We start from the raw sequence: 25,005 nt of genomic DNA, 5'->3' as shown, positions 1-25,005 counted from the left end.
CTTTGATGTCATTGTTCACCTCGTTAAACGATTTTACTCGCTTAGCGTGGTGTCCAAAACTATCGGGGCGGATCACTATCCCCCAACCTTGCGAAATCCAGGCGGCACGGGCATTGCCTAACTCACGCGCAAGTTGAATGATACGAACGGGGTCAATCCCGGTTATTTCACTGGCCCATTCTGGCGTTTTTTCTACCCCATCGGCACCATTACCTAAAATATAATCTTTATAAGAACCATTGGCAGGGGCGGAGGCGGGTAATGTGGCGGCATCCCAACCGACACAATATTCTTGCAGAAAATCTTCATCCGTCAGGTTTTCTTTAATTAAGACATAACCTAATGCAGCAACCAGTGCGGCATCAGTACCGGGAAATATCGGGATCCACTCGGCATTGAGGGTGGTTACACTGTCGGTCATCCGTGGGTCAATAATAATAACTTTGGCTTTACTTTTCCCCAGCGCATGGACAGTTTCAATATATTGCCCGCCACCGGACATCCGTGTTTCAGCCAGATTATGACCAAACATGACCACTAAGTCCGAGTTTTTAATTTCATCCAGTAACGTTTCTTCGGCACCGCCATAAATGTATGGCATTACTGTGTTGATTTGCGCGGTGGAGTAGGTGCCATGCTGATCCAGAAAACCGCCCAGCAAACTTAGCATTCTTTTACAGGCATTGCGGCCTTGTAAATTAGCGCCGGTAGAGCCAGAACCATATTGATAATAAATGGCTTCATTGCCATATTGCGCAATAGTTTTCTTGAGATTATCCGCCACAATAGTGGTGGCTTCATCCCAACTGATGCGCTTGAATTTACCCTCGCCGCGTTTTCCTACTCGCAGCATGGGATATTTTACTCTGTCGGGGTTATATGTTTTCCATCTGACTGAACGGCCACGTAAACATGGTCGAATTTGATGCTCACCAAAAGTGGAATCATCATAAATGGCTTCATTAGCAATTTTAATAATTTCACCATTTTTGACATGTACTTTTAGCGGGCAGCGGCTACCACAGTTAACCAGGCAAGCACTGTATTTAACTGTCTCCTTCGCCGCAGGTGCTGCCGGCTCTGGTGCGGCTTGTACTGAAAAAGGTAGGGTGATTGAACCGGCAATTGCCGCAGCCCCGGTCACTGCGGCAGATGTTTGAATAAATTCACGGCGACTGAGTGAAGCTGTGATAGGTCTCTTATTGTTATTCATGGCATTACCTTTGCAGAATACATTTTTTGATGAAAATAAGCGTTCTTGATAAAAATAAAATGCAAAATAGAACTGTAATGTCTCACCTTAGGAAATAATTTGTTACTTGCATATGATATAAATCAATTAAGACAGCATAACGAAAATATAGCGTTAATTTATGTGAGCATATCGAAGGTTATTAATGATTTACTGCGAGGTATTAACTATTCCCTATACATAAATTTAATATATTTATCGGGCTGACATTGTTAATAAAGAATCACTCTCAAATGAAATGGTTATATTATTATTTATATAGCGATATCAGTTTAATTTAATTTCCCTTAATTGTTTTGAGAAAAGTCTCAATGGATTTTTATCTCTATTTAACGACAATTTTTATTGATATAAAATGAGCAGCTAGTTGAATTAGCATCATATTAATAATGGTTAAAATGAGATAAGAGGAGATCTCCATCACGATTTTTATCTCTGCCCGCTTGCGGTACGGTATTAACATGCTAATTTACTCGCAGTTGGATTGTTACCGTCAATGGCGGGCAAAACCTGATTTAGTAGCTAGATGAATGCTGCTGAGTCGGGTTTTTTTGTTTTCAGGGCTAACACATGCAAATCGCTAAAATACTTAATAATAATGTGGTTATTGTCCTTGATCAGCATGGTCAGGAGCAGGTGATTATGGGCCGTGGTCTGGGCTTTCAAAAACACCCCGGAGAGTCATTGGATAACACATTGATAGAAAAAGTGTTTGCTTTGAAAGATAACGAAATGGTTTCGCGATTAAGTGAGTTACTGAGCTGTATTCCATTAGAAGTAATGATTACTTGTGATTGCATCATCACGCAGGCAACGGCCAAATTGGGTAAACTGCAAGATAACCTCTACATTTCACTCACTGATCACTGTTTCTATGCGATTGAACGACATAAACAGGGCTTGGATATCACCAATGGATTGCAGTGGGAGATTCGCCGCTTGTATCCAAAAGAGTTTGCTTTGGGCCGCGAAGCGTTGCAAATCATTGAACAACGGCTCGGTGTACAGTTGCGAGACGACGAAGCCGGGTTTATTGCACTGCATTTAGTGAATGCGCAATTGAATGGCGAAATGCCTGAAGTGATGCAAGTGACGAAAGTTATGCAAGAAATCCTGCATCTGGTGAAGTACCAATTTAAATTGGAATATGACGAAGACGGGCTGAGTTATCACCGTTTTGTCACACATTTGAAGTTTTTTTCCCAGCGTATGCTTGGACGCAATGGGGTCACCAGTGATGATGATTCCTTGCACGATGCGGTAAAAGAGAATTATGCCGCAGCTTACCGCTGTGCCGGTAAAATTCAGCAGCATATGAAATTGCAGTATCGGCAAGAGCTGAGCAAAGAAGAACTGATGTTTTTGACTATCCATATTGAACGGGTTCGTCGGGAATGTTTTAACTTGCCAGACTAATGGACTAACCCAAAGACAGTTTCCCCACCGGTGATGACATAAGGGGAACAGAGGATTGTTACTGCCGATGGCAGGCAAAACCTGAATGCACTTGTATCGCTTAATCGCGCTACGGAGTGTCTTCAGGTTTTTTTTTGCCCGAACTTATTTGCCCGAACTTATTTGCCCGAACTTATTTGCTCGAACTTATTTGCTCAAACTGACTTACTCAAATTGATTTATCCGAATTTAGGTATCCAAATAAATAATAGCGCCATCGAAGGAACATATTATGCAATACACAACGGTTGCCAGCGAAATCCTCGCCGGAGTAGGGGGCAAAAGCAATATCAACAGCGTAGTGCATTGCGCTACCCGTTTGCGCTTCAAACTCAAGGACTCGTCGCGGGCAGATGCACAAGCGCTGAAAAAAAATCCGGGCGTTATTATGGTGGTGGAGAGTGGCGGACAGTTTCAGGTGGTTATTGGGAACCATGTCAGTGAAGTCTATAAAGCGGTGCTACAACAAGCCGGTTTATCTGATTTAGAAGAGAATGGGCCACTAAAGAGTAACCAGAAAGAGGGTTTGCTCAGCCATTGCATTGATATTATCTCAGGTATTTTTACGCCATTACTCGGTGTCATGGCTGCCTCCGGTATTCTTAAAGGTTTTCTGGCGTTAAGTCTGGTTTGTGGTTGGCTACAACCCACCAGCGGCAGTTATATCATTTTATTTGCTGCCAGTGATTCGCTGTTCTATTTCTTCCCGCTGGTCTTGGGTTATACGGCGGGTAAAAAGTTTGGTGGTAATCCCTTTATTACCATGGCAATTGGTGGAGCATTAGTACACCCACTGATGCTTGCTGCCTTTAATACTGCCGAGCAACCGGGGGCCGAGGTAGTTTATTTCTTGGGCATTCCGGTCACTTTCATCAATTACACTTCATCCGTTATTCCGATCATATTAGCGGCTTGGGTCAGTTGCCAACTGGAGAAAGGCTTTAACCGCGTTTTACACAGCAGCATTAAAAACTTTTTCACCCCTTTGCTGTGTCTGGCAATAACCGTTCCGGCCACCTTCTTACTGATTGGCCCATTGGCGACTTGGCTGAGTCATTTATTAGCCACCGGTTTCCAAATGATCTATTCCGCAGCCCCACCGGTTGCGGGTGGGGTATTAGCTGGGATTTGGCAGATTTGCGTTATTTTTGGTCTGCATTGGGGCTTGGTCCCCTTGATGATTAATAACCTGAGTGTCTTGGGCTATGACACCATGGCTCCGCTGCTGTTGCCTGCGGTAATGGGACAGGTAGGGGCTACCCTCGGGGTCTTTTTACGTACCCGTGATACAAAAATGAAAGCATTGGCCGGTTCGGCATTTACTGCCGGGATATTCGGTATTACTGAACCTGCGGTTTATGGTGTGACGTTACCGTCGAAAAAACCTTTTGTCTTCGGCTGTATTGGCGGGGCGATAGGGGGAGTGGTGGTCGGATATAGCCAGGCTCATATTTATTCATTTGGTCTGGTCAGCATTTTCTCTTTTGCCCAGATAATCCCAGCTAGCGGTATTGATGCCACGGTATGGGGCGCGATTATTGGTACCCTGACAGCATTGATATTTGCCGCTATCAGCACCTACTTTTTTGGCCTGCCAGCCCCGACAACCACAATAGAAACAGACAGTTTATCTCAAACCTCGGTAATAGCAGAAAACCACAGTGGCCTTGGTGAAGTTATCCTCAGCCCTATCACGGGTAAATTATTGGCATTAACCGAGGTGAGTGATACCACTTTCGCCAGCGGTTTATTGGGGGCGGGGATAGCAATTATTCCACAAAGTGGGCGAGTGGTTTCCCCGGTTAATGGCGTAGTGGCGTCATTGTTTAAAACTCACCACGCGATAGGGATTGAATCTGCTGCGGGTACTGAAATTCTCATCCATGTAGGTATCGATACTGTCAAACTCGCAGGCCAATATTTTACCGCCCATGTTAAGGCCGGTGACTGTGTCAGTGCCGGGGATTTACTGTTGGAGTTTGATTGCGCAGCTATTACCGCTGCCGGTTATGACCTAACCACGCCAATTATTATTAGCAATAGTGAAGATTATCAGGATGTCCTGTGCGCTAAAGGATCATCTATTACTGAGCAAGCACCGTTATTAACCGTCATTCGTTAATACTGATTCAGGAGAAAACCAATGAAACATGCATTTCCAGACAATTTCCTTTGGGGCGGCGCCATTGCGGCTAATCAGGTAGAAGGGGCTTATCTTACTGATGGAAAAGGGCTGTCTACCTCTGATTTACAGCCATACGGTATTTTTGGTGACATTATTCCGCGGGTGAGTGGTGACAGCTATGTCAAAGATGTCGCCATCGACTTTTATCACCGTTATCCGCAAGACATTGCGCTATTTGCCGAGATGGGTTTTAAATGCCTACGCATTTCTATTGCCTGGACGCGTATTTTCTCACAGGGTGATGAGCAACAGCCGAATGAAGCCGGTCTGGCATTTTATGACCGATTATTTGATGAGATGGCAAAATATAATATTACCCCGCTGGTGACATTATCTCATTATGAAATGCCTTACGGATTGGTAAAAAATTATGGTGGCTGGGGCAACCGTAAAACCATAGGTTTCTTTGAACATTATGCTCGCACGGTATTCCAGCGTTATCAGCATAAGGTCAAATTGTGGCTGACATTTAATGAGATCAATATGTCACTACATGCGCCGTTCACTGGCGTAGGGTTAGAGCAGGAAAGCAGTAAAAGTGAGGTATATCAGGCTATTCATCACCAGTTAGTCGCCAGTGCTAAAGCGGTTGCGGCATTACATCAAATTATTCCTGATGGCCGCATCGGTAATATGCTGTTGGGGGGATTGATGTATCCGCTAACCTGTAAGCCCGCCGATGTTCTGGAAACACTGCAACAAAATCGTGAATGGCTATTCTTTGGCGATGTGCAGGTTCGGGGCTATTACCCATCGTATATGACCCGCTATTTTAAGCAGCACGATATCAGCATTGAAATTACAGCAGAAGATAAAGCGGCATTAAAAGAAACCGTCGATTTTATTTCCTTCAGCTATTACATGAGTGGCTGTGTGACTGCGGATGAAGAATTAAACCGTAAGGCCAGAGGCAATATTCTCAGCATGGTACAAAACCCGCATCTTGCCAGTTCTGAATGGGGATGGCAGATAGATCCTGAAGGGCTGCGTATTCTGCTCAATGAATTGTGGGATCGATATCAGAAACCTCTGTTTATTGTGGAAAATGGATTGGGCGCGAAAGATAAGCCGGATGCCAATGGCAATATTGAGGATGATTACCGCATCGAATATCTCAATGACCATTTGGTTCAGGTCAGCGAAGCGATTGCTGATGGTGTTGAGGTTATGGGTTATACCAGCTGGGGGCCGATTGACTTGGTCAGTGCTTCAAAAGCGGAATTATCCAAGCGCTATGGTTTTATTTATGTGGATCGTGATGATGACGGTAATGGCACATTAGAACGTCGCCGTAAGAAGAGTTTCTATTGGTATCGCGATGTAATTCAGAGTAATGGTGGGAAGTTGAAACGTTAATTCAGCGATATTTAACGTTGTATAGCGCATCTATTTTACATCAGATGCGCTAATTATTCTAAAAAGGGAAAATAATGAAACCAATTTTATATCTGACTCGTCAGATGAATTCTGCTGCATTTTATTTACTGACCTCTACAATTTTATTTTCATCATCGGCATTAAGTGATGGTTTAACCGGTAGTGGTGAATATATTGAGCAGCCGACACCAAAATGGCAGGGAATAGCATTAGGGTTTGAACCGCAGCAAGAAGGGCTATTGGGGGATATGCTGGGTATTCGGCCTATTCTATCGGAGCATGGCTTTAATTATTCGCTCGGTTATTTAAGCCAATTATCATATAACGCAGGTGGCGGTTATAATCATGATAAACAAGCATCTTATATCGACCAGTTCTCATTAACATTCCAACAAGATCTCGAATTATATACCGGTATTCCAGATGCGGTTATTGAAGGGAATATTGTTAATCGAAATCATGATAACAGTCTGACTCGGGACCGGTTACAAGACCCACGCGTGAATATAACCGATCTGTCGCAGGAAAGTTTTGGTGGTCAGTCTATAACGCGTCTGGGATGGTTAACCTTTGCCCGTAGTTTTGCCGATCAAAAATTACATTGGCGCATTGGTTTGATGAATAAAGTGCAGGATTTTGACCAAATTATTCCCTGCGATTTTCAGACGCTAGGATTATGTGGCGGTAAATCAGCCAACTCATTGACCTGGTTTAACTGGAATGTCCATTATTGGGGCACCACCCTGCAATATAAGCTCACTGACGGCTTAACCTTAAAAACTGGGGTTATGGAGCAAAACCCAGATGCTCCTAGCCGCGGTCGGGCTTGGAGTTGGTCAACTAAAGGCAGCAAGGGCATATTACTGCCGCTGGAGCTGGAATTAAAAACTAATGCCTTTACAGACTTGCCCGGTATTTATAATTTAGGGGTTTTATATACCAATGCGGAGCAACGAGATCTTTATACTGGGGTGTCTGGTGCTGCCGGTGCTACTGATCCCAATGGCTATCGTTACCATAATAATACCTGGTTCTTCTACGGCGGATTTAATCAACAGGTCACCAAGCATCAAGATGACGCCAGCCGTGGTTTAAGTGTGTTTTACAGTATGTCGCTGGCCGATCAACGGACGAATTATATGCATTATGCCGCTGCGACCGGTATTCGCTATCGCGGCTTATTTGATAGCCGACCTCAAGACTGGCTGGGTTTAGGCGTATCAATGGTTAAGCTCAGTGATCATTATAAAGATAATCAACGCTATATGAATCAAATCAATAATGTCTCCGATTATGCTAATCCCAGTTATTCACCGGTACCGGGACATTCAGTGACTGCGGAACTTTATTATCGTTTCCGCGTGACTTCATGGTTGGAATTACAACCTGATTTGCAATATTGGCACTCGCCAGCAGGGGTGAGTCAGACACAAGATGCATGGGTCACCGGATTAAAAACGGTGATTACTTTCTAAACTGCCACAGATGTAGGGCTAATAGATAAAAACGTGGTGCTTTAATCGGCACCACGTAAGCTGCTACTCTATTGGGTATCGATACTCTTCACTGTATTTACCCGCAGGGAACCAGCGCGATGTTGAATATGAAAAACCGCTTTGATCGTCATAATCTTTTCGGTGAGAAAAATATCCATGCCGTTTTTGAAGTCAGTCTGCTACTGAAAGCCATATTGGCAATTATGGAAATTGTTGCCGGTATTTTAACCTATTTTGTTACGCCACAATTTTTACTTAATGTGCTGCATCGTATTACACAGGTTGATTTTATTGCGGATCGTGGCGATGTCGTGGCTAATTATTTGCTGCATGCGGCGCAAAGTCTTTCCATTAGCAGCCTGCATTTCGCCGCATTTTATCTGCTTATTCACGGCGTGGTTAAGCTATGGGTCATTATTGGACTGTGGCGTAAAAAACTGGGTTATTACCCTGCGGCAATCGTAATTTTTAGCTTGTTTATTGTCTATCAAGTTTATCGCTATACCTTTACTCACTCCGTGCTGTTGATCTTGATAACACTGCTGGATCTCATTGTTATTATTCTGACCGTGCTGGAGTATCGGCAGTTACGCCGCGATCAAAAAGGCCTGCGTGCTATTAATTGAATGGAAATATCAGCGGCGGGTGATACCTTCATAAATGAGGCGTAAACCAAAAGCCCCAACCGCGACGCCGATAATGCCACTGAGTAGGTGCTGAACCTTACCGTAAGCGCGGCGCACTGCAGGGCGGGAGAACGCCATACTGAGTAATGACCGCCAAAGAACTGAGGCGAGCACGATACCCAGCCAGGCAAGCACTTTGGCCCATGCAGGGGTTGTCGGGGTAAGAGTGACCGAGAAAATACTGATAAAAAACAACACAGTTTGTGGATTTGATAAGTCAGTTAGCAGGCCACGGCGGAAGAACACATGCCAAGGTGTCATTGTTGTGGTGGCTACCGCCGCAATCCCCATATGCAGTTCCTGACGATGCCGCACCATATTGTAGGCATACCAGAGCAGGTATAAGCCGCCCCCGATTTTAATGGCTGAGAATAGCATTCCGCCTTCAGCAATCAGGGCCGCCATGCCAAATAGCCCTAATCCCGAATAAATTGCATCGCCTAATGCCACACCTAGCCCGGTCACTAAACCGGCATTTTTACCGGAACTGAGACTGGTTTGCACCACTACCAGCAAATTGGCACCGGGATTGATAAAGGTGAGCACAAATAGCCCCACGGTCACGATAATGACATGCATTTCATCCATTTGGAGTGCTCCGTTAGTGGCAATTTCAGCAGCATAATGCAATCTGTGGCGGCAAACAGAGTCAATGGTGTGCTTATGACAAAGCCATGGCAAAAATGTGCACTATGTCACTCAGTCAGCAAAAATATGCGCCTGACCCACTATCGTCAAATCCACCATTAAGCCAACATGGATACCTTCCCGACTGATTGTTTTGATTTCTATAACTTCATCACGCCCGTCAATAGATAAGCTGAGTGTTGAAATAAAACCAGCAAAATCAATGCCAATAATCTTAGCCAGACAGTGAGTGGTATAGTGATGATCGTCGGGTAATGGGGTGATAGTGATTTGCTCCGGCCGCAGCATGACGCGGGTCGGTCCACGGCGTTTTGCATCATCAACTTTAACCCGGCCCAATGCGCAATCAGCCCAACCGGCATCAATATGGGCGGAGAGAATCAGGGTTTCGCCCAGAAATGTGGCTGTCGGCTCATCAACCGGTCGCAAATACAGTTCTTGCGGCGGGCCGACATGGGCCAACTTGCCCCCACGCATCACCGCCACCTGATCGGCAAATGACAGCGCTTCAGTTTGGTCGTGGGTGACCAGAATAGACGCAATATTAGCTTGTGCTAATAGCTCAGCCACTGCTTTACGGGTTGATGCGCGCAAGGCGGTATCCAGAGCTGAGAATGGCTCATCCAGCAACATCAGCACCGGCCGCTGTGCCAGTGCTCTGGCGAGAGCAACTCGCTGTTGCTGACCACCGGATATCTCATGGGGCCAAAGCGAGGACAAGTGGCGGTCCAGCGCCACCATCTCCATTAATTCATCCACCCGCCGGGCTTTATCCTGCCGGGTGCCTTTTAATCCATAAGCAATATTGCCCGCGACAGTAAAATGGGGAAATAGCGCGCCATCCTGTGGCACAAAGCCAATGCCTCTTTTATGCGCTGGCACCTGAGTTGAGTTGTCAAAGAGCGGATTGCCTTGCAGGATTACCTTGCCGCTATCCGGTATTTCGAAACCGGCAATAATCCGCAGTAACGTGGTTTTACCCGAACCAGATGGGCCGACAATCGCCGTTCGGCTACCTGCTGGCACCTGTAAGTCAATGCCGTTTAATACGGTTACCGATTGATAAGACTTACTTATTTGTTGCAGTTCAAGTGTGCTCATAATCCTGCTGTACGTTGAGATTGAGAATAAAGAAGCCAGGTCAGCGGCAGGGAAAGTGCCACCATGAGCAGTGCGTAAGGTGATGCGGCGACATAGTCTATTTCGCTGGTCAATGCCCAGAAGCCGGTCGCCAGTGTTCGGGTGCCATTGGGGGCCAGTAGCAAAGTCGCGGTCAGCTCATTGGAGATAGCCAGAAAGACCAACGCAATCCCTGCGCCCGCGCCCGGAGCGGCCAAACGCATGGTGGTGCTCCAAATGGCCTGAGTGGGGGTTTTGCCTAAGCTGCGAGCGACGTTTTCCAACTCAACAGGGGCTTGTGCAATACCGGCACGCAAACTGATTAAGGCCCGGGGTGTGAACATCAATAAATAGGCCAGCAACAGCGTAAATTCGGTTTGATACAGTGGTCTGGCAATCCGGATAGTGATTGTCACCAGCGCCAGCGCGACCACGATACCGGGGAGCGAACTGGTGACATAGTTACAGCCTTCCATGACCCGGTGTAAACGCCCCGGATAGCGCACCGATAACCAGGCCATCGGCACAGCACACAGCGTGATAAGCAGCGCGCCGCTCAAGGCCAATGTCAGTGTTTGCCTCAAAGCAGGGAGCAGCTCAGGATTCAACCACACCTCTATCCCCCCGAGATAGAGCCAGCGCGTGAGCGTGATAAATGGCACTCCCAGCGCGAGGGCGACCATGGTTAGCGGCAGCAGTAAACACAGTGAGTTGAGGGCGGGGCTCATTGAGTAAGCCGTTTGCCCCCTTGCACTGCCCGACCCGACTCGGGCATAGCGGTTATAGCCTCGGCTGGTCGCTTCGATTAGCAATAATCCCAGACAACATAACGCCAGAACTCCCGCCAACATATTGGCGGCCGGGCCATTAAATGTGGATTGGAACTGGTCAAAAATGGCGGTGGTAAAGGTATCGAAACGGATCATGGCGTAGAGCCCATACTCCGCTAATAAATGCAGTGCGATCAGGATTGAACCACCCCAAACAGCTAATTTTAATTGCGGCAATACCACGCGGAAAAATACCGCAGTGGGCGTGCTACCTAATGAGGCGGCGGCATCTTCAAGGCCGGGATCAAGGCGGCGTAATACCGCTGAAGCTGGCAAATAGATAAAAGGAAAATAGGCGAGAACAGAGATAAATACGCCCGCGCCCAGCCCATGCATTGAGGGCACCAGACTAATCCATGCATAACTTTGTACAAAGGCAGGGACGGCCAGTGGCGCGATGGCCAGCAGGGACCATATTCGTCTGCCGGGCAAGGCAGTTCGTTCGGTTAACCAGGCCAGTGATACGCCAATAATGGCACACAGCGGTAAGGTGAAAACCACCAGTAATACGGTATTGAGCAGTAATTCACCCACTCGCGGGCGAAAAACGAGTGCCTTGACCGTCGGCCAACCGGTATCAATGGCGATGCCAATGACAAACCCCAGCGGTAGCAGGGAGAGTAACGAAAGCATCACAGCAATAGCCACAATCCCAGAACTTGGCCGGCGGCTAAATTGGCGTTGTGCAGCTTTACTCTGTGGCACAGGGATAACATCGATATTTATATTGGCCATAATAGTAAAGACGCTCGAAGGTTAAACGCCCGTCAGGCAAACAGCATGACGGGCTAAAAATCCACTTTATTTGCAGATTGCGGGGTTACAGCAACCCGGCTTCGGTCATCAATTCAACCACTTTCTTGCTGTTCAGTTTAGACGGTTCTACTTTAGGCGCTTGCAGATCTTTCAGTGGCACCAATTTAGGGTTAGATGCTGCATCGACGCCAACGGCATATTCAAACGCATTATTGGTGCGCAAGATATCCTGACCTGATTTGCCGGTGATCCATTTAACGAATTCTTGAGCTTCTTTCGGGTGTTTACTGGAGGCCAGTACGCCGCCGCCCGAAATACTGACAAATGCCCCTGGATCCTGATGCTTGAAGTAGTGCAGCTGGGTTTTACCACTGTTCTCACCGGTTTTGGCCTGATCAACAAAGCGGTAATAGTGATAGATAACCCCGCCATCAATTTGGCCAGCATTCACCGCTTTCATCACGGTGCTATTGCCTTTATAAGCAGTAAAATTGGTTTTCATCGCTTTTAACCACTCCAAGGTGGCTTTTTCGCCTTTCAGTTCCAGCATGGCACTGACAATTGCTTGGAAGTCGGCACCTGATGGTGATGCAGCCCAACGGCCTTTCCACTCAGGTTTTGCCAGATCCATAATGGATTTAGGCAGCTCGGCGGCACTGATTTTTTCCGGATTATAGACAAACACCGTGCTGCGAGCGGCAATGCCGGTCCAACGGCCATGCTCAGGGCGATATTCTTTAGCAACTTGAGCTTGTGTTGCGGCATCCAGCGGGGCGAATAGTTTGGCATTATCTACCAAAACCATGGCCGGGGAGTTCTCCGTCAGGAACACATCTGCGGGCGAAGCACTGCCTTCCTGAACCAGTTGATTGCCTAATTCGCTGTCTCCGCCATTCCGTAGAGTTACCTTAATGCCGGTATCTTTGGTAAAACCGTCAACCCAAGATTTCACCAGATTTTCGTGTTGAGCGTTATAAATCACAATGCCTTCATCACTGGATGCGGCATTGGCAGAAAACGCCAATATCATTGAGGATGCTAATAGTGTAACAGGGCCGAGAGCAGAAAAACGTAACTTCATAAAAAGATCCTTTAGCGGGTCAGAGAAGAAAACGAGAGAGCCAAACAGCTCGATTCTATAGAAAGAAAAAAGTAATGATAGTGAAAAGCATTCGCGTTATTTGCTACTAAATGTTTCACTCAAGTCGAGGTAAAACCTTACAGTTCAAGGGCGTTAATATGCTCATCTCTGAGCAACAGATTTATGCGCTGTCCAGTTTCTGATAAATAACCGGTGGTAGTGCTGCATTTACCTGTTTGTGCTAATCAGACTATGCCTTAACATAGCTACCACTTTTTGCATGGTTTATGGGTATCCGATGCGTCACTTGGCTGTCATTCTTCCTTTACTCACTTTGCTCTCTGCCTGTAGCAGCAAGCCGACGCCTCCTGTTGCTGCCACGCCATCAGATGGCCTGATACAGAGCGGTTTTTTACTTGAACCGCAACATATGGGCCATTTGGAAAACGGTGATTTTGCCTACAATGCGGATACTGCCCGTTTTGTGGATAAAATGGTGCGTGAACACGGTTTTGAACGTCAGCAACTGCATGATGTATTGGCTCAAACCCAAAAGCTGGATTGGGTTATCCGTCTGATGGATAAGCAAGCGCCGACTTCTGGTCGCCCCTCGGGCCCTAATGGGGCCTGGAACCGCTATCGCAATCAGTTCATTACGCCAGATAATGTGCAGAATGGCGTAAATTTCTGGAATCAACACCAAGATGCGCTGCAACGCGCCTATGAGAAATACGGGGTTCCGCCAGAAATTATCGTCGGGATCATTGGGGTTGAAACCCGCTGGGGCAGGGTGATGGGCAAGACCCGCATCATTGATGCTTTGGCAACGCTCTCCTTTGCTTACCCGCGCCGCGCTGAATACTTTACTGGTGAGTTGGAAACCTTTCTGTTGATGGCGCGTGCTGAGGGTAAAGATCCGCTCAGTCTGCGCGGTTCTTATGCCGGTGCGATGGGCTATGGCCAATTTATGCCTTCATCGTTCAAGAGTTATGCTGTTGATTTTGATGGTAATGGACATATTAATCTGTGGGACCCGGTGGATGCAATTGGCAGTGTAGCCAATTATTTCAAGTCTCACGGCTGGACCAAAGGGGCGGCGGTGGCGATACCCGCGAGTGGGCAAGCGCCTAATCTCGACAATGGCTTTAAAACCAAATATCCGGTATCAACATTGTCTGCCGCGGGGCTAAGCCCAACCAGTTCACTGGGTGAATATCAAGAAGCAAGTCTACTGCGCTTTGATGTTGGTTCCGGTTATCAATATTGGTACGGTTTGCCAAACTTCTACACGATTACCCGTTATAACCACAGCACCCACTACGCCATGGCCGTTTGGCAGTTGGGGGAGGCAGTCGGTCGGGCAAGAAATCTATAGGGTATTTGGTCGACTGCACAGAGTTGCTTGAATCACATAAAAATGGCCACACTGAGTGGCCATTTTTACTGCAACATTATTCATCACATTAGGTGTGAAATGTCATCTGGATTAACCGATGGTGGGGATTTTCGCCAGCCACGGGTCAACCAAAGTAGATAGATAAAGCCCGCCAACAACCACAGTAAGCCCACCTCCAGCGCGCGCTGTTCAAGATGAACCCACAACCATACCGACATCACAAACCCCATCATCGGCAATAGTCCATATTTGAACATGGCGGCGGAACCGCGACGTTTCTCATTGATAATAAAGTGTTTAATTACACTCAAATTAACAAAGGTGAATGCGCCAAGCGCACCAAAACTGATCATCGACACCACTAAGTTCAGATCAAGGAACAGGGCCAGCAACGAGATAGTGGCCACGAACAAAATTGCTCGCCACGGCGTGTGGAATTTACGGTGCAGATGGAAGAATACTTTGCGGGGTAATACCCCTTCACGCCCCATGGCATAGAAGATGCGGGACACGCTGGTTTGCGCAGTCATTGCCGAGGCATAAACACCGGTCAGATAAGTGGCCATAAAGAAGTTATACATCCACTTACCGCCGACATGCTCGGAGATAATCAGGCTGGCGGTATCCTGATGGGGAATTAATGACTGCCAATCTGGATACGCCAAATGTGCAGCATAGGAGACGGCAATAAAGATGGCCCCGGCACTGATCACGGTAAATAAAATGGCGCGCGGCAAGGTGCGTTTAGCATCATGTGCCTCTTCTGCCATCGTGGCGATGGCATCAAAGCCAAGGAAGGCCAGACAGAGCACGGCGGCACCGGAGAGCAAGCCAGAGAACTCGCCAGCATCCACCAGTAAAGGCTTCATTAATGCCTCAGGGCTTAAATCTGCCTGACTGAAAGAGAGCGCAATAAATAAGACGATAAACACCATCTGCGCGGCGATCAGGGTGAAATTTACCGAAGTGAGTAGGCGTACGCCAAGAATATTTAACAGACTGACACTGACGATGGAGGCAATAATAAATACCGGCGCAGGGATCGCCGGAAACGCCTCATGCAAGAAAATGCCTAACACCAGATAATTAAGGATTGGCAGGAACAGATAATCCAAAATTTGTGCCCAACCCACCAGAAAACCGGTTTTCCCGCCAAAACTGCGTTGCACATAAGAATAGGCGGAACCTGATAGCGGCATGGCGCTGGTCATCCGACAGTAACTTAGGGCGGTAAACAGAATGGTGGCAACAGTGACCAGATAGGCAATAGGTAAGTGCCCCTGACTTAATACAGTCACCTGTCCATAGGTGGTGAAAACGCCTAAAGGCACCATGTAGGCAAGCCCGAAAGCGACGAGCGCGGGGGTTTTAAGCACTCTGCGTAGCTGAATATTTTGTGGCATTACCCTATCATCTCCTGGTGTAAACAAGCACCGTTGCGCTGCATTTTTATGCAGCTGTAAAACATAAAGGAGCGGATTTTGACACAAGGTCTGGAGTAACGCCAATCACTTCCTACTTGTGTGGCATTTGTGTGGCACGGTTGCACTGATTTTGCTGGCCCACCGATTTAACTCAGTGAGCCAGAATATAATTAACTGGCGGCTATCAACCCTGATAAACCACGTTTCCGCCAATCAAGGTGCATTCCACTTGGGTCTGATAAATCGTCTCTGGCGGTTGCTCAAACAGGTTATTCTTCAGAATGATGATGTCGGCAAATTTACCTGCTTCCAGAGAGCCGATATAGTGCTCTTTAGCAATCATATATGCGGCATCAATGGTGGCTGAGCGCAATGCCTCAATCAGTGTCAGGTCGCGGTCATTATCCAGACGAGGGCCGGCTGGATTGCCATCAAGATCCCATGCTCGGCGGGTCATCCCCACTTGCAGGTTGTACCATTCATCCAGACGGTCAATCGGCCAGTCACTGCCATAAGCAATTCGCGCCCCCGCATCCAGGAAGCGCGCCGCCGGCTCCATGTGCTGGAAGCGAGTTTCGCCTAGCATTTCGCGCTCTTCATCAATCAGCACGCCCGGTAGGCCACCCCACTGGAAAGAGAGCACCGCAGTTGCCCCCAGTTTGGCAAAACGGTCATATTGATGGGCGGCGACCAGCTCGTTGTGCGCCAATCCCGGCCGGATATCTTTGCCCGGCATTGCAGCGCGCATCTGCTCCACCGCATCCAGCACCATCTCGATGGCGCCATCACCCACGGTGTGAGTATGGGGATGCAGACCCGCTCGTGCGCATTCCAGAATCACGGCATTGACTACCGATGCGCTAAAGTAGAGATCGCCATAATGGTCAGTATCTTGCCAGTCTGGCTTATCTGGCGTGCCACGGTTAGCACGATAAGGCTCCAGTAGGGCGGCGGTCATGGTCGGCGGCTGTAACACTCCATCGATAAACAGTTTTAAGTGGTTGACGGCAAACCCCGGTGCTGGAGTCCATTCGTCGCTGCCCCACTGGCGAGCAAACTCCGCCACTTCCTGCACCACGCGCGCGGCATCTTCTGGCCCCTGCAAACTGTCTGGCGTCACTTCTTTCGCGCCCAGCACCCGCAAAGTGAGTTTATTGCGCTCATATAACTGGCGGAATGCTAACAATTGTTCGGCAAATACACGGGTATCCATCACTGTCGTGACCCCCTGAGCATTTAGCACTTGCTGTACGTGGGCGGCAATTTGCACATTCTTTTCCGCAGTTGCGGCGGGAATGCTGTCAAAAGCCCGCATCGCTGGGGCATCTTCTAAAATGCCAGTGAGTTTACCCTGTGCATCGCGGGCTATTTTGCCGTCTGGCGGCACTGGGGTATTTTCGTCAATGCCCAATAACTCGAGCGCGCGGCTGTTGGCGGCCAGCGTGTGGCAGTCATTAGAGAATAGCGCCACCGGGCGGCGAGTATTCAGTGAGTCCAGTGCGTTACGGCTCATATCCGCCCCGACTGGCGTCATGGCCTGACGTTGCCAGGCCCGGACCGTCAGCCAGTCATTTTCGCCTTTAAAAGGATCGTTATCGAGATGCTGTTGAATAATATCCAGCGTCTGCTCAACACTCAGTGCGGCATAATTAAGGTTACAACCGATCAGCTGCTTCCCGCCCCAAAATGGGTGCATATGGCTGTCGATCAGGCCGGGCATCATAAATTTGCCAGCCAGATCAATCAGACGAGTCTTCGGGGAGGCAAATTGCTGGGTAAGTTCATCGCCACCCGTGGCGAGAATATAGCCTTGGGCAATAGCGATGGCGCTGCATACCTGGTTATTGGCATCTGCGGTGTAAATCGTGCCGTTGTAGTAAATAACATCGGCGGCAGTAGATTGTTGAGTCATGCTCGGTTCCCAAAGCAAAGTATCCCAAGCACAACATCAATAAATTGGCGGGGATAAAGAGAGGTCAAATTGCCATTATAGCTTTTATCTCCGGCAAAAACCGTCGGAGTGAGATGCAGGCTGCGGCAGGTTTTATAAATACAGTTAATTTGATGGCTGGTCGAGTAACTCGGTTTCCATCATCGCGGTCAGGTGGCGCAGAATTTCGCTTTCTGAAAAGCCCAGTTCAGTAAACTGAGTTAATCCATCCAGACCACAAACCAGACCAATTAAGCGCCATGCAATATCACTGGCGATGATATCTGAGCGGAACTCATTATTGGCTATTCCTGAATCAATCACTGACATGGTGGCCTGATGCCAATCTGACATTGAGGCAGCATAAGCTTTTTTAATCAGCTCATCCCGCTCAGCTAATATTGAAGCTTCATTCCACAAACGGGTTTCCCGTTGACCGATTTCATCTTGCGGATAGCCGAGCACCTGTAGCACCCGCTGATGAGCGGGCACCTCTTGGCTATTCAGTGCAAAAGCAGCCAATGAGTGCTTCACTAACAGGAGAAAAGCATCAGCCCGCAGTTGTGACACTGACGCAAAGTGATGATGCACTTGCCCGACAGCAACCCCTGCTTCACTGGCGACTCGCCGCACAGTGGTGGCGGTCAATCCTTCGGTTATCGCCACCTGCATTGCCGCCTGCAAAATGGTGTTATGCCGCTCTTCGCGGTTCAAATAGGCCAAAACGGCTCCTTTAGCTGACTCATTGGTGTTTTCGTCATTATGTTATGAATTGGACGTTAGTTCAACTTTCCGCTATTATGGCAATATTGAACAGGTGTTCAACATCAATTTATGCCTAATCCGAGCGTGTCTGTATGTCTAAAAAGTGGATGATTTTCTACGTTATTATTCTGATGTATCTCCCTGTTTCTATTGATGCAACTGTACTTCATGTGGCGGCACCTCGGCTGGGGATTGCCCTGTCTGCCACGGGGAGTGAACTGTTGTGGATCATCGATATTTACTCATTGGTCATGGCGTGTTTATTGCTGCCGATGGGGGCGCTGGGGGATCGAATTGGTTTTAAACGGCTGGCCTTGTTAGGCTCGGTATTGTTTGGATTAGCGTCACTGGCTGCTGCATTAGCGCCTTCAGTCGCGGTATTGATTGCTGCACGCGCCTTTTTGGCGATTGGCGCGGCGATGATCCTGCCGGCAACACTGTCTGCGGTTCGTCATATTTTTACCGATGAACGTGAACGCGCCATGGCCCTGGGGATTTGGGTCGCCATCGGCACGATGGGGGCGGCGATGGGGCCGCTGGTCGGTGGATTGCTAATGGAATACTTCTATTGGGGGTCAGTATTCCTGATTAATATTCCTATTATTATTGCCGTCGTGATTGCGACGCTGCTGGTCATCCCCAATCAGCCAGTACGAACTGAGCAGACGTGGAAACTGGCCCCGGCGCTGGTACTGATTACGGCCATCTTGATGTTGGTCTATTCTGCTAAAACCGGGCTGCGAGGGAGTGGAGATCCAGTGGTGACTGCCCTGACAGCCTTGGTGGGCGGCGTGATGTTATTGGCATTTGTTCGTCATCAGTTATCCACATCGGCCCCGATGATTGATTTTCGCTTGATAAGTCAGCGGGTGATCGCCGTTGGAATGGTCATGGCCCTGACGGCAATGATTACTCTGGTCGGTTTTGAGTTACTCCTGACCCAAGAATTGCAGTTTGTTTTAGGTAAAAGTCCGCTCGAGGCGGGCCTGTTCTTGCTGCCGCTAATGATTGCCAGTGGTGTCAGTGGGCCGCTCTCTGGGTGGTTGGTGGCTAAACTGGGCTTGCGGGCGGTAGCCAGTGCGGGAATTGCATTGAGTTCACTGAGTTTTCTCGGTTTGGCCTGGACTGATTTTGCCACCCAAGCTTATCTGGCGTGGGGATGGATGATATTACTGGGGTTTAGTATTGAAGCATCATTATTGGCTTCTACCGCCGCCATCATGAGTGCCGCGCCGCCGGAAAAAGCCGGTGCCGCCGGGGCAGTGGAGGGCATGGCTTATGAACTGGGGGCGGGATTGGGGGTCGCAATCTTTGGTTTGATGCTATCGCGAGCCTATACCGCCTCTATTGTGTTACCGGAGGATTTACCCGCTGATTTAGCTGAAAAGGCGAGCGCCTCTATCAGTGAAACTATTCAGGTGGTTAATAGCCTTGGTGGCGACGATACGTTGCTAACCAGTGCTAAGCTCGCTTTTTCAACTTCGCACAGTTTGGTATTAGGCACCGCCAGCGTTTTATTAATCCTGCTTGCCACTGTCGTTTGGTGCGCAATGCCGGGGAAGAAGGCCGCACAGTGGGGGAATTCAGGGAGCCATAATGTCGCTGATGAGCTCTCGAAACCTTAACCCGCAGTAAACAGCCAGTTTTTGCTGTTAAGTCCTTACTCTTTAGTCATTACTCTTAGTAAAGTGTGTGATATACCTATTTAAGGTGGTGACTTGGTTTTTGATATGTAAATGATGTCAAAACCGTATTTTAATAAAGAGTAAGGCTTCCTCTATGGCAGAGCGGCAGTTCGCAGCACAACTCGATATCAACAGCTCAGTCCAGCCTGTCCGGGTCTCAGTCAAAGGGGATTGGGTGCTGGCGCATTACCGCGTTTTGGAGCCAGAAGTCACGCAATTGCGCGCCAACTTGCCCCACGCGGTAGTCTTTGATCTTAATCAGCTAGGGGCTTTGGATACCGCCGGAGCAACTTTATTAGCCCAGCTTCTTGGTGAAGAACGTATCAGTAAACTGCGTGAACTGGCACCTAAACTGCCGCAAGAGCGCCGAGTCTTACTGGAAACGGTTAGCCATGTTTTGCCTGACGTAGAACCTGAGTCATCAGAAAAACCGCCATCGTTTTGGCTGGAGTTACTGGCGAATACCGGCCGTTCTATGGACAATTTATGGCAAGATTTCAAATCGTTACTGGGTTTTGTTGGGCTGACACTTGAGGCTCTGTTTGGCACGGTATTTCGTCCCTCCCGCTGGCGCATGACCTCGCTGATCGCTAATATTCAGCAAATTGGCCTGAATGCCGTACCCATCATTATGCTGCTGACTTTCTTGGTCGGGGCTGTCATTGCTTTCCTCGGCGCTACCGTATTAACCACCTTTGGCGCGGGTATTTTTACCGTTGACCTGGTCGTATTCTCTTTTCTGCGCGAATTTGCCGTCCTGTTGACAGCCATTTTGATGGCCGGGCGTACCGCCAGTGCCTTCACCGCCGAAATTGGTCTGATGAAAGCCAACGAAGAAATTGATGCTATTCAAACATTAGGTTTAAACCCGGTTGAATTGTTAGTCTTGCCACGGGTACTGGCGCTATTGATTTCATTACCGATGCTGACCTTTATTGGCATGGTTTGCGGTATTTTCGGCGGGATGGTGGTGTGTGCTTTGACACTCAATATTTCGCCGACGATGTTTTTGTCGATTATGCAAAACAGTAACGGATTACAGCATTTTCTGGTGGGGATAAGCAAAGCACCAATTTTTGCCTTCCTGATTGCCATCATTGGCTGTCTGGAGGGGTTTAAAGTGACCGGCAGTGCCGAATCGGTGGGGGTGCATACCACCACCAGTGTGGTGCACTCTATCTTTGTGGTGATCCTGCTTGATGCCGTTGCGGCGCTGTTTTTCATGGAAATGGGATGGTAAGCCACATGACGCAAGAGCCAATTATTCAAATTCGTAATCTGGTTAACTGCTTTGGTAAACAATGTGTGCACCAAGACCTGAATCTTGATGTTCAGCGCGGCGAGATTCTGGGTGTTGTGGGCGGTTCAGGCACGGGCAAATCAGTGTTATTGCGCAGTATCGTCGGGTTGCGTCGCCCAACGGATGGGCAGATCCACGTTTTTGGTCAGGACTTAATGACGCTAACGGGTAAAGCTCGCTCAATGGTAGAGCGGCGATTTGGCGTGTTGTTCCAGCGTGGCGCATTATTCAGTTCCCTGACCGTGACTGAGAACGTGGCTTTGCCGTTAATCGAGAATGCGGGTTTGCCACGGGCAGAGGCCGAGCATCTGGCACAGGTTAAACTGGCGCTGTCGGGGTTGCCGCCGGGGGCGGGCAGTAAATATCCAGCTTCGTTATCAGGCGGCATGGTAAAACGTGTTGCTCTGGCGCGCGCGCTGGCATTAGACCCGGATATTCTGTTCCTTGATGAACCGACGGCGGGCCTTGATCCCATTGGGGCGGCAGCGTTTGACAGTTTGATCCGCACCTTGCGTGATGCGCTGAATCTGACGGTATTTCTCGTGACACACGATCTGGATACGCTCTATACCCTTTGTGATCGTGTGGCGGTGCTTTCGCAGAAAAAAGTGCTGGTGGTTGATAGATTGGATAAGGTCGCCGCGACGGATGATGACTGGATTCAAGCCTATTTTCATGGCCCACGTGGCCGGGCTGCTTATCAAGCGGCAACGACTACTAATAGTGAAGAGAGGTTGTAAATGGAAACCCGTGCTCACCATGTTGTCATTGGTTTGTTCACTCTCATTGTGGTCAGCGCCGCATTGTTATTCTGCCTGTGGCTAACAAGTGCTGGTTCTGACCGGCAGTTTAGGTTGTACGATATCGTTTTCAATGAGCCGGTTAGCGGCTTGTCGCAAGGGAGTACCGTGCAATACAGCGGTATCCGTGTCGGTGAAGTTACACAATTGCGCTTGGACCGGGATAATCCTAGTAAGGTCTGGGCGCGTATTCGTGTGTCGGCATCCACGCCAATCCGCGAGGACACGCAAGCCCGACTGACCGTCGCCGGAATTACCGGGACGTCAAATATTCAATTCAGTAGTAGCAGCCAATCAAGCCCGTTACTGGAAAGTAAAGATGGCGAAGTGCCGGTGATTATCGCCACACCATCACCGATGAGTCAGTTGCTGGCGAACGGTGAGAACTTTATGACCAATGCCAATGAAGTATTGGTGCGCCTGAACCAACTCTTGGCTCCCGATAACCAGCAGCGCCTGATCACCACCTTGGATAACCTTGCGTTAGTTACCCAAACCGTGGCTGATCAACGTCAGGATATTCGAACCATGTTGCAGCAACTGGCGCAGGCCAGTAAGCAAGCCAATGAGACACTGGCGCAGACTAATCATCTGCTACGCAATGCTAATGGGTTAATGGATGGGCAGGGGAAACAATTAATGAGTGATGCAGCGAAGACCATGGCATCGCTACAAAATACCAGCATAATCCTGAATAAATTAGTCAATGAAAACAAAACCTCACTCAATAATGGCATGCAAGGGATGAATGAACTGGGGCCAGCGGTTGATGAGTTGCGCAGAACATTAGCGACATTGCGTGCCGCTGTTTCTCGTTTAGAAGAAAACCCTGCGGCTCTGCTGCGTGGCCGTGAAAGAACACAGGAGTTTACGCCTCGATGATATCTCTTAAGCTAATGCACGCTGTAGGCCGCCAAGGGCGGCTATTGACGGCATCAATGCTGGTTATGTTGCTATCAGCCTGTACTATTTTGCCTAGTGCGCCGGTATCGCAGGTCTATTTGCTGCCGGTGCCACCAGCGGCGAATGCGCCGCGCGCGCAGACAGTCAACTGGTCACTGCGGGTTTCACAACCGGCGACTAATCAGTTCATTAATAGTTCACGGATTGCGGTTCAGCCCGAAGGGCAAGAAATTGCGGTCTATAAAAACTCACGTTGGACAGACCCGGCACCTATTTTGCTGCGTAATCGTCTGATTCAGGAATTCCGCACCGATGGCCGCATCCCGGCGGTCAGCAGTGACGATGATAGCCTTCAGGCGGATGTTGAGTTGAGCGGCGATTTGTCGGCGTTCCAAGGGGTATATCAGGCGGGGAGCGGTGAGGTGCTGATTCGCTTTGATGCCCGTTTGGTCAGGATTTCAGACCGTAGAATTATTGCGACGCGCCATTTTGAAATCCGCCAGCCGATTAAGGGCTCAGAGATGAATCAAGTGGTTGACGCTTTTGGCTTAGCGAGCAATCAGTTGGCCACACAAGTACTGAACTGGACACTGCAACAGTCTCCTCAGTAAACGCAGGGGATTGCTAATCTAGAGGTAAAAGGTATGAGCCAATTATTTTCCCCGGCAAAACTGGGTGAGTTAACCTTGGAAAACCGGATTGTGGTAGCCCCGATGTGCCAGTATTCAGCGCAATGGGGGTTTCCGACCGATTGGCATATGATTCACTTGGGTAATCTGGGGTTATCGGGAGCCAGCTTGCTGATCCTTGAGGCCACGGCGGTCGAGCCAGAAGGGCGCATCAGCGATAAAGACTTGGGTATTTGGGACGATGAGCATGCACAGGCACTTCGGCCAGTCGTTGAAGCTATCCGCCGTTACTCACCGGTAAAACTGGGCATTCAGTTAGGGCATGCAGGGCGTAAAGCCTCCTCTAACCTGCCTTGGTTAGGTGGCGATGAACTCAGCGCTGAACAAGGTGGTTGGCAAACTGTTGCGCCATCAGCATTGCCTTTCGGCGATCGTCATCCTCCGCAGGCTCTCTCTCTTGAACGTATCAGCGAGATAAAATCTGCATTTGTTGCTGCGGCCAAACGTGCTGTTGCGTCGGGATTTGAGCTTATTGAAGTTCATGCCGCGCACGGCTATTTATTGCACCAATTCTTATCGCCGTTATCAAATCAGCGTGATGATAATTATGGTGGTTCGCTTGAAAATCGCCTGCGGCTGGTGCTTGAAATATTCAGTGAAATACGTGCTGCCATTGATAAAAAGATTGTCGTCGGGGTGCGAATTTCTGCCACTGACTGGGTTAATGGGGGTTGGGATACCGAGCAGTCCATTGTGCTGGCAAAACAGTTGGAAATTTTGGGGTGCGATTATATCCATGTCTCCAGTGGTGGATTATCGCCAGAGCAACAAATTCCGGTTAGCCCGAACTATCAGGTGCCACTGGCGCAGAAAGTCCGAGAGGCGGTTAAAACTCCGGTGATGGCGGTTGGGCTGATTACGGAGCCAGAACAGGCAGAAGCCATTATTGCGACGGGTCAGGCTGATTTTATTGCACTGGCTCGCGGTATTCTCTATGACCCACGCTGGCCATGGCATGCTGCGGCTAAATTAGGTGCCACTATTAAAGTTGCCCCTCAGTATTTACGTTGTGAACCACATAACTTACGTGGGCTATTTAAATAGCCGGGTAGGTTATATTTGATGCTGCTTTTATATTTAGGCGAGATTGCTCAGACATTCTCGCCTTATTGATTCTGGTGTGGCTGGCGCTCTATTTTATTGATTTTTATCTCTAATCGATAATTTCTTGTGGAGCCCGCGCAAGCTTTTTTCTTATCAAGAAAAGCTCAAACTAATCTTCCGTTAA

The 25,005-nt window shown here is 48.6% G+C and carries 20 protein-coding genes; 12 read left to right on the top strand and 8 right to left on the bottom strand.

Annotated features, from left to right (window positions below):
* On the bottom strand, positions 1–1,213 hold a 1,213-nt coding region (locus FTA96_RS00865; protein ID WP_235897408.1), incomplete at its 3' end, for a molybdopterin-dependent oxidoreductase.
* Positions 1,214–1,822: 609 nt separating this feature from the next.
* Here FTA96_RS00865 and licT point away from each other — a divergent pair.
* The 5 genes from licT to FTA96_RS00840 all read left to right on the top strand — a co-directional run bounded on the left by licT (position 1,823) and on the right by FTA96_RS00840 (position 8,391).
* Positions 1,823–2,668, top strand: a complete 846-nt coding sequence (gene licT / locus FTA96_RS00860; RefSeq protein WP_050109426.1) for a BglG family transcription antiterminator LicT — start codon at positions 1,823–1,825, stop codon at positions 2,666–2,668.
* Between the two features lie 271 nt (positions 2,669–2,939).
* Entirely contained in the window at positions 2,940–4,829 is a 1,890-nt protein-coding gene (gene bglF, locus FTA96_RS00855; protein WP_145573007.1) for a PTS beta-glucoside transporter subunit IIABC, read from the top strand.
* Positions 4,830–4,850: 21 nt separating this feature from the next.
* Positions 4,851–6,248 carry a glycoside hydrolase family 1 protein gene (locus FTA96_RS00850; RefSeq protein WP_145573005.1) on the top strand — a complete coding sequence of 466 codons (1,398 nt, stop codon included), beginning with the start codon at positions 4,851–4,853 and terminating at the stop codon, positions 6,246–6,248.
* Positions 6,249–6,322: 74 nt separating this feature from the next.
* A complete protein-coding gene (locus FTA96_RS00845; RefSeq protein ID WP_235897407.1) occupies positions 6,323–7,744 on the top strand; it encodes a carbohydrate porin in 1,422 nt (473 codons plus the stop codon).
* Positions 7,745–7,863: 119 nt separating this feature from the next.
* Complete coding sequence (locus FTA96_RS00840) at positions 7,864–8,391, top strand: DUF2127 domain-containing protein (RefSeq protein WP_050120755.1); 528 nt, start codon at positions 7,864–7,866, stop codon at positions 8,389–8,391.
* Between the two features lie 9 nt (positions 8,392–8,400).
* On the opposite strand, the gene FTA96_RS00835 is transcribed toward FTA96_RS00840, so the two are convergent.
* The 4 genes from FTA96_RS00835 to FTA96_RS00820 all read right to left on the bottom strand — a co-directional run bounded on the left by FTA96_RS00835 (position 8,401) and on the right by FTA96_RS00820 (position 12,885).
* Positions 8,401–9,039: a LysE family transporter gene (locus FTA96_RS00835; protein ID WP_050132868.1), complete on the bottom strand. Its 639-nt coding sequence runs from the start codon at positions 9,037–9,039 to the stop codon at positions 8,401–8,403.
* A 111-nt stretch (positions 9,040–9,150) separates the two neighbouring features.
* Complete coding sequence (locus tag FTA96_RS00830) at positions 9,151–10,200, bottom strand: ABC transporter ATP-binding protein (protein WP_145573003.1); 1,050 nt, start codon at positions 10,198–10,200, stop codon at positions 9,151–9,153.
* Positions 10,197–11,783, bottom strand: a complete 1,587-nt coding sequence (locus tag FTA96_RS00825) for an ABC transporter permease (RefSeq protein ID WP_050109437.1) — start codon at positions 11,781–11,783, stop codon at positions 10,197–10,199. The genes FTA96_RS00830 and FTA96_RS00825 overlap by 4 nt, the downstream gene beginning before the upstream one ends.
* Positions 11,784–11,868: 85 nt before the next feature.
* Positions 11,869–12,885 carry an iron ABC transporter substrate-binding protein gene (locus FTA96_RS00820; RefSeq protein WP_145573001.1) on the bottom strand — a complete coding sequence of 339 codons (1,017 nt, stop codon included), beginning with the start codon at positions 12,883–12,885 and terminating at the stop codon, positions 11,869–11,871.
* A gap of 298 nt (positions 12,886–13,183) precedes the next feature.
* Between FTA96_RS00820 and mltB the strand changes: the two genes are divergently transcribed.
* On the top strand, positions 13,184–14,260 hold the full coding sequence (gene mltB, locus FTA96_RS00815; RefSeq protein ID WP_050145489.1) for a lytic murein transglycosylase B: 1,077 nt from the start codon (positions 13,184–13,186) through the stop codon (positions 14,258–14,260).
* Positions 14,261–14,343: 83 nt separating this feature from the next.
* Here mltB and FTA96_RS00810 read toward each other — a convergent pair whose 3' ends face one another.
* From FTA96_RS00810 to FTA96_RS00800, 3 genes are all read right to left on the bottom strand, one after another.
* Positions 14,344–15,684, bottom strand: coding sequence for an APC family permease (locus FTA96_RS00810; RefSeq protein ID WP_145572999.1), 1,341 nt, complete (start codon positions 15,682–15,684; stop codon positions 14,344–14,346).
* Positions 15,685–15,889: 205 nt separating this feature from the next.
* Positions 15,890–17,617, bottom strand: coding sequence for an amidohydrolase (locus tag FTA96_RS00805; protein WP_145572997.1), 1,728 nt, complete (start codon positions 17,615–17,617; stop codon positions 15,890–15,892).
* A 144-nt stretch (positions 17,618–17,761) separates the two neighbouring features.
* Entirely contained in the window at positions 17,762–18,358 is a 597-nt protein-coding gene (locus tag FTA96_RS00800; RefSeq protein WP_050145486.1) for a TetR family transcriptional regulator, read from the bottom strand.
* Between the two features lie 134 nt (positions 18,359–18,492).
* Between FTA96_RS00800 and FTA96_RS00795 the strand changes: the two genes are divergently transcribed.
* The 6 genes from FTA96_RS00795 (at position 18,493) to FTA96_RS00770 (ending at position 24,821) form a co-directional block, all read left to right on the top strand.
* Positions 18,493–20,025, top strand: a complete 1,533-nt coding sequence (locus tag FTA96_RS00795; RefSeq protein ID WP_072078481.1) for an MFS transporter — start codon at positions 18,493–18,495, stop codon at positions 20,023–20,025.
* Between the two features lie 154 nt (positions 20,026–20,179).
* The gene (locus FTA96_RS00790; protein ID WP_050120763.1) at positions 20,180–21,325 is read left to right on the top strand and encodes an MlaE family ABC transporter permease; all 1,146 of its coding nucleotides are present in this window, start codon (positions 20,180–20,182) and stop codon (positions 21,323–21,325) included.
* A complete protein-coding gene (locus tag FTA96_RS00785) occupies positions 21,319–22,125 on the top strand; it encodes an ABC transporter ATP-binding protein (RefSeq protein ID WP_145572995.1) in 807 nt (268 codons plus the stop codon). Before FTA96_RS00790 ends, FTA96_RS00785 begins: the two co-directional genes overlap by 7 nt.
* On the top strand, positions 22,126–23,067 hold the full coding sequence (locus FTA96_RS00780) for an MlaD family protein (protein ID WP_145572993.1): 942 nt from the start codon (positions 22,126–22,128) through the stop codon (positions 23,065–23,067). It abuts the gene before it with no gap.
* On the top strand, positions 23,064–23,699 hold the full coding sequence (locus tag FTA96_RS00775; RefSeq protein ID WP_145572991.1) for an ABC-type transport auxiliary lipoprotein family protein: 636 nt from the start codon (positions 23,064–23,066) through the stop codon (positions 23,697–23,699). Before FTA96_RS00780 ends, FTA96_RS00775 begins: the two co-directional genes overlap by 4 nt.
* A 33-nt stretch (positions 23,700–23,732) precedes the next feature.
* Complete coding sequence (locus FTA96_RS00770; protein WP_145572989.1) at positions 23,733–24,821, top strand: NADH:flavin oxidoreductase/NADH oxidase; 1,089 nt, start codon at positions 23,733–23,735, stop codon at positions 24,819–24,821.
* The last annotated feature ends 184 nt before the right edge of the window (positions 24,822–25,005 follow it).

This window comes from Yersinia alsatica (genome assembly GCF_902170305.1).
Lineage (GTDB): Bacteria > Pseudomonadota > Gammaproteobacteria > Enterobacterales > Enterobacteriaceae > Yersinia > Yersinia alsatica.
Note: the sequence above shows the minus strand (reverse complement) of the source record. Positions and strands in the feature narration are given on the sequence as shown.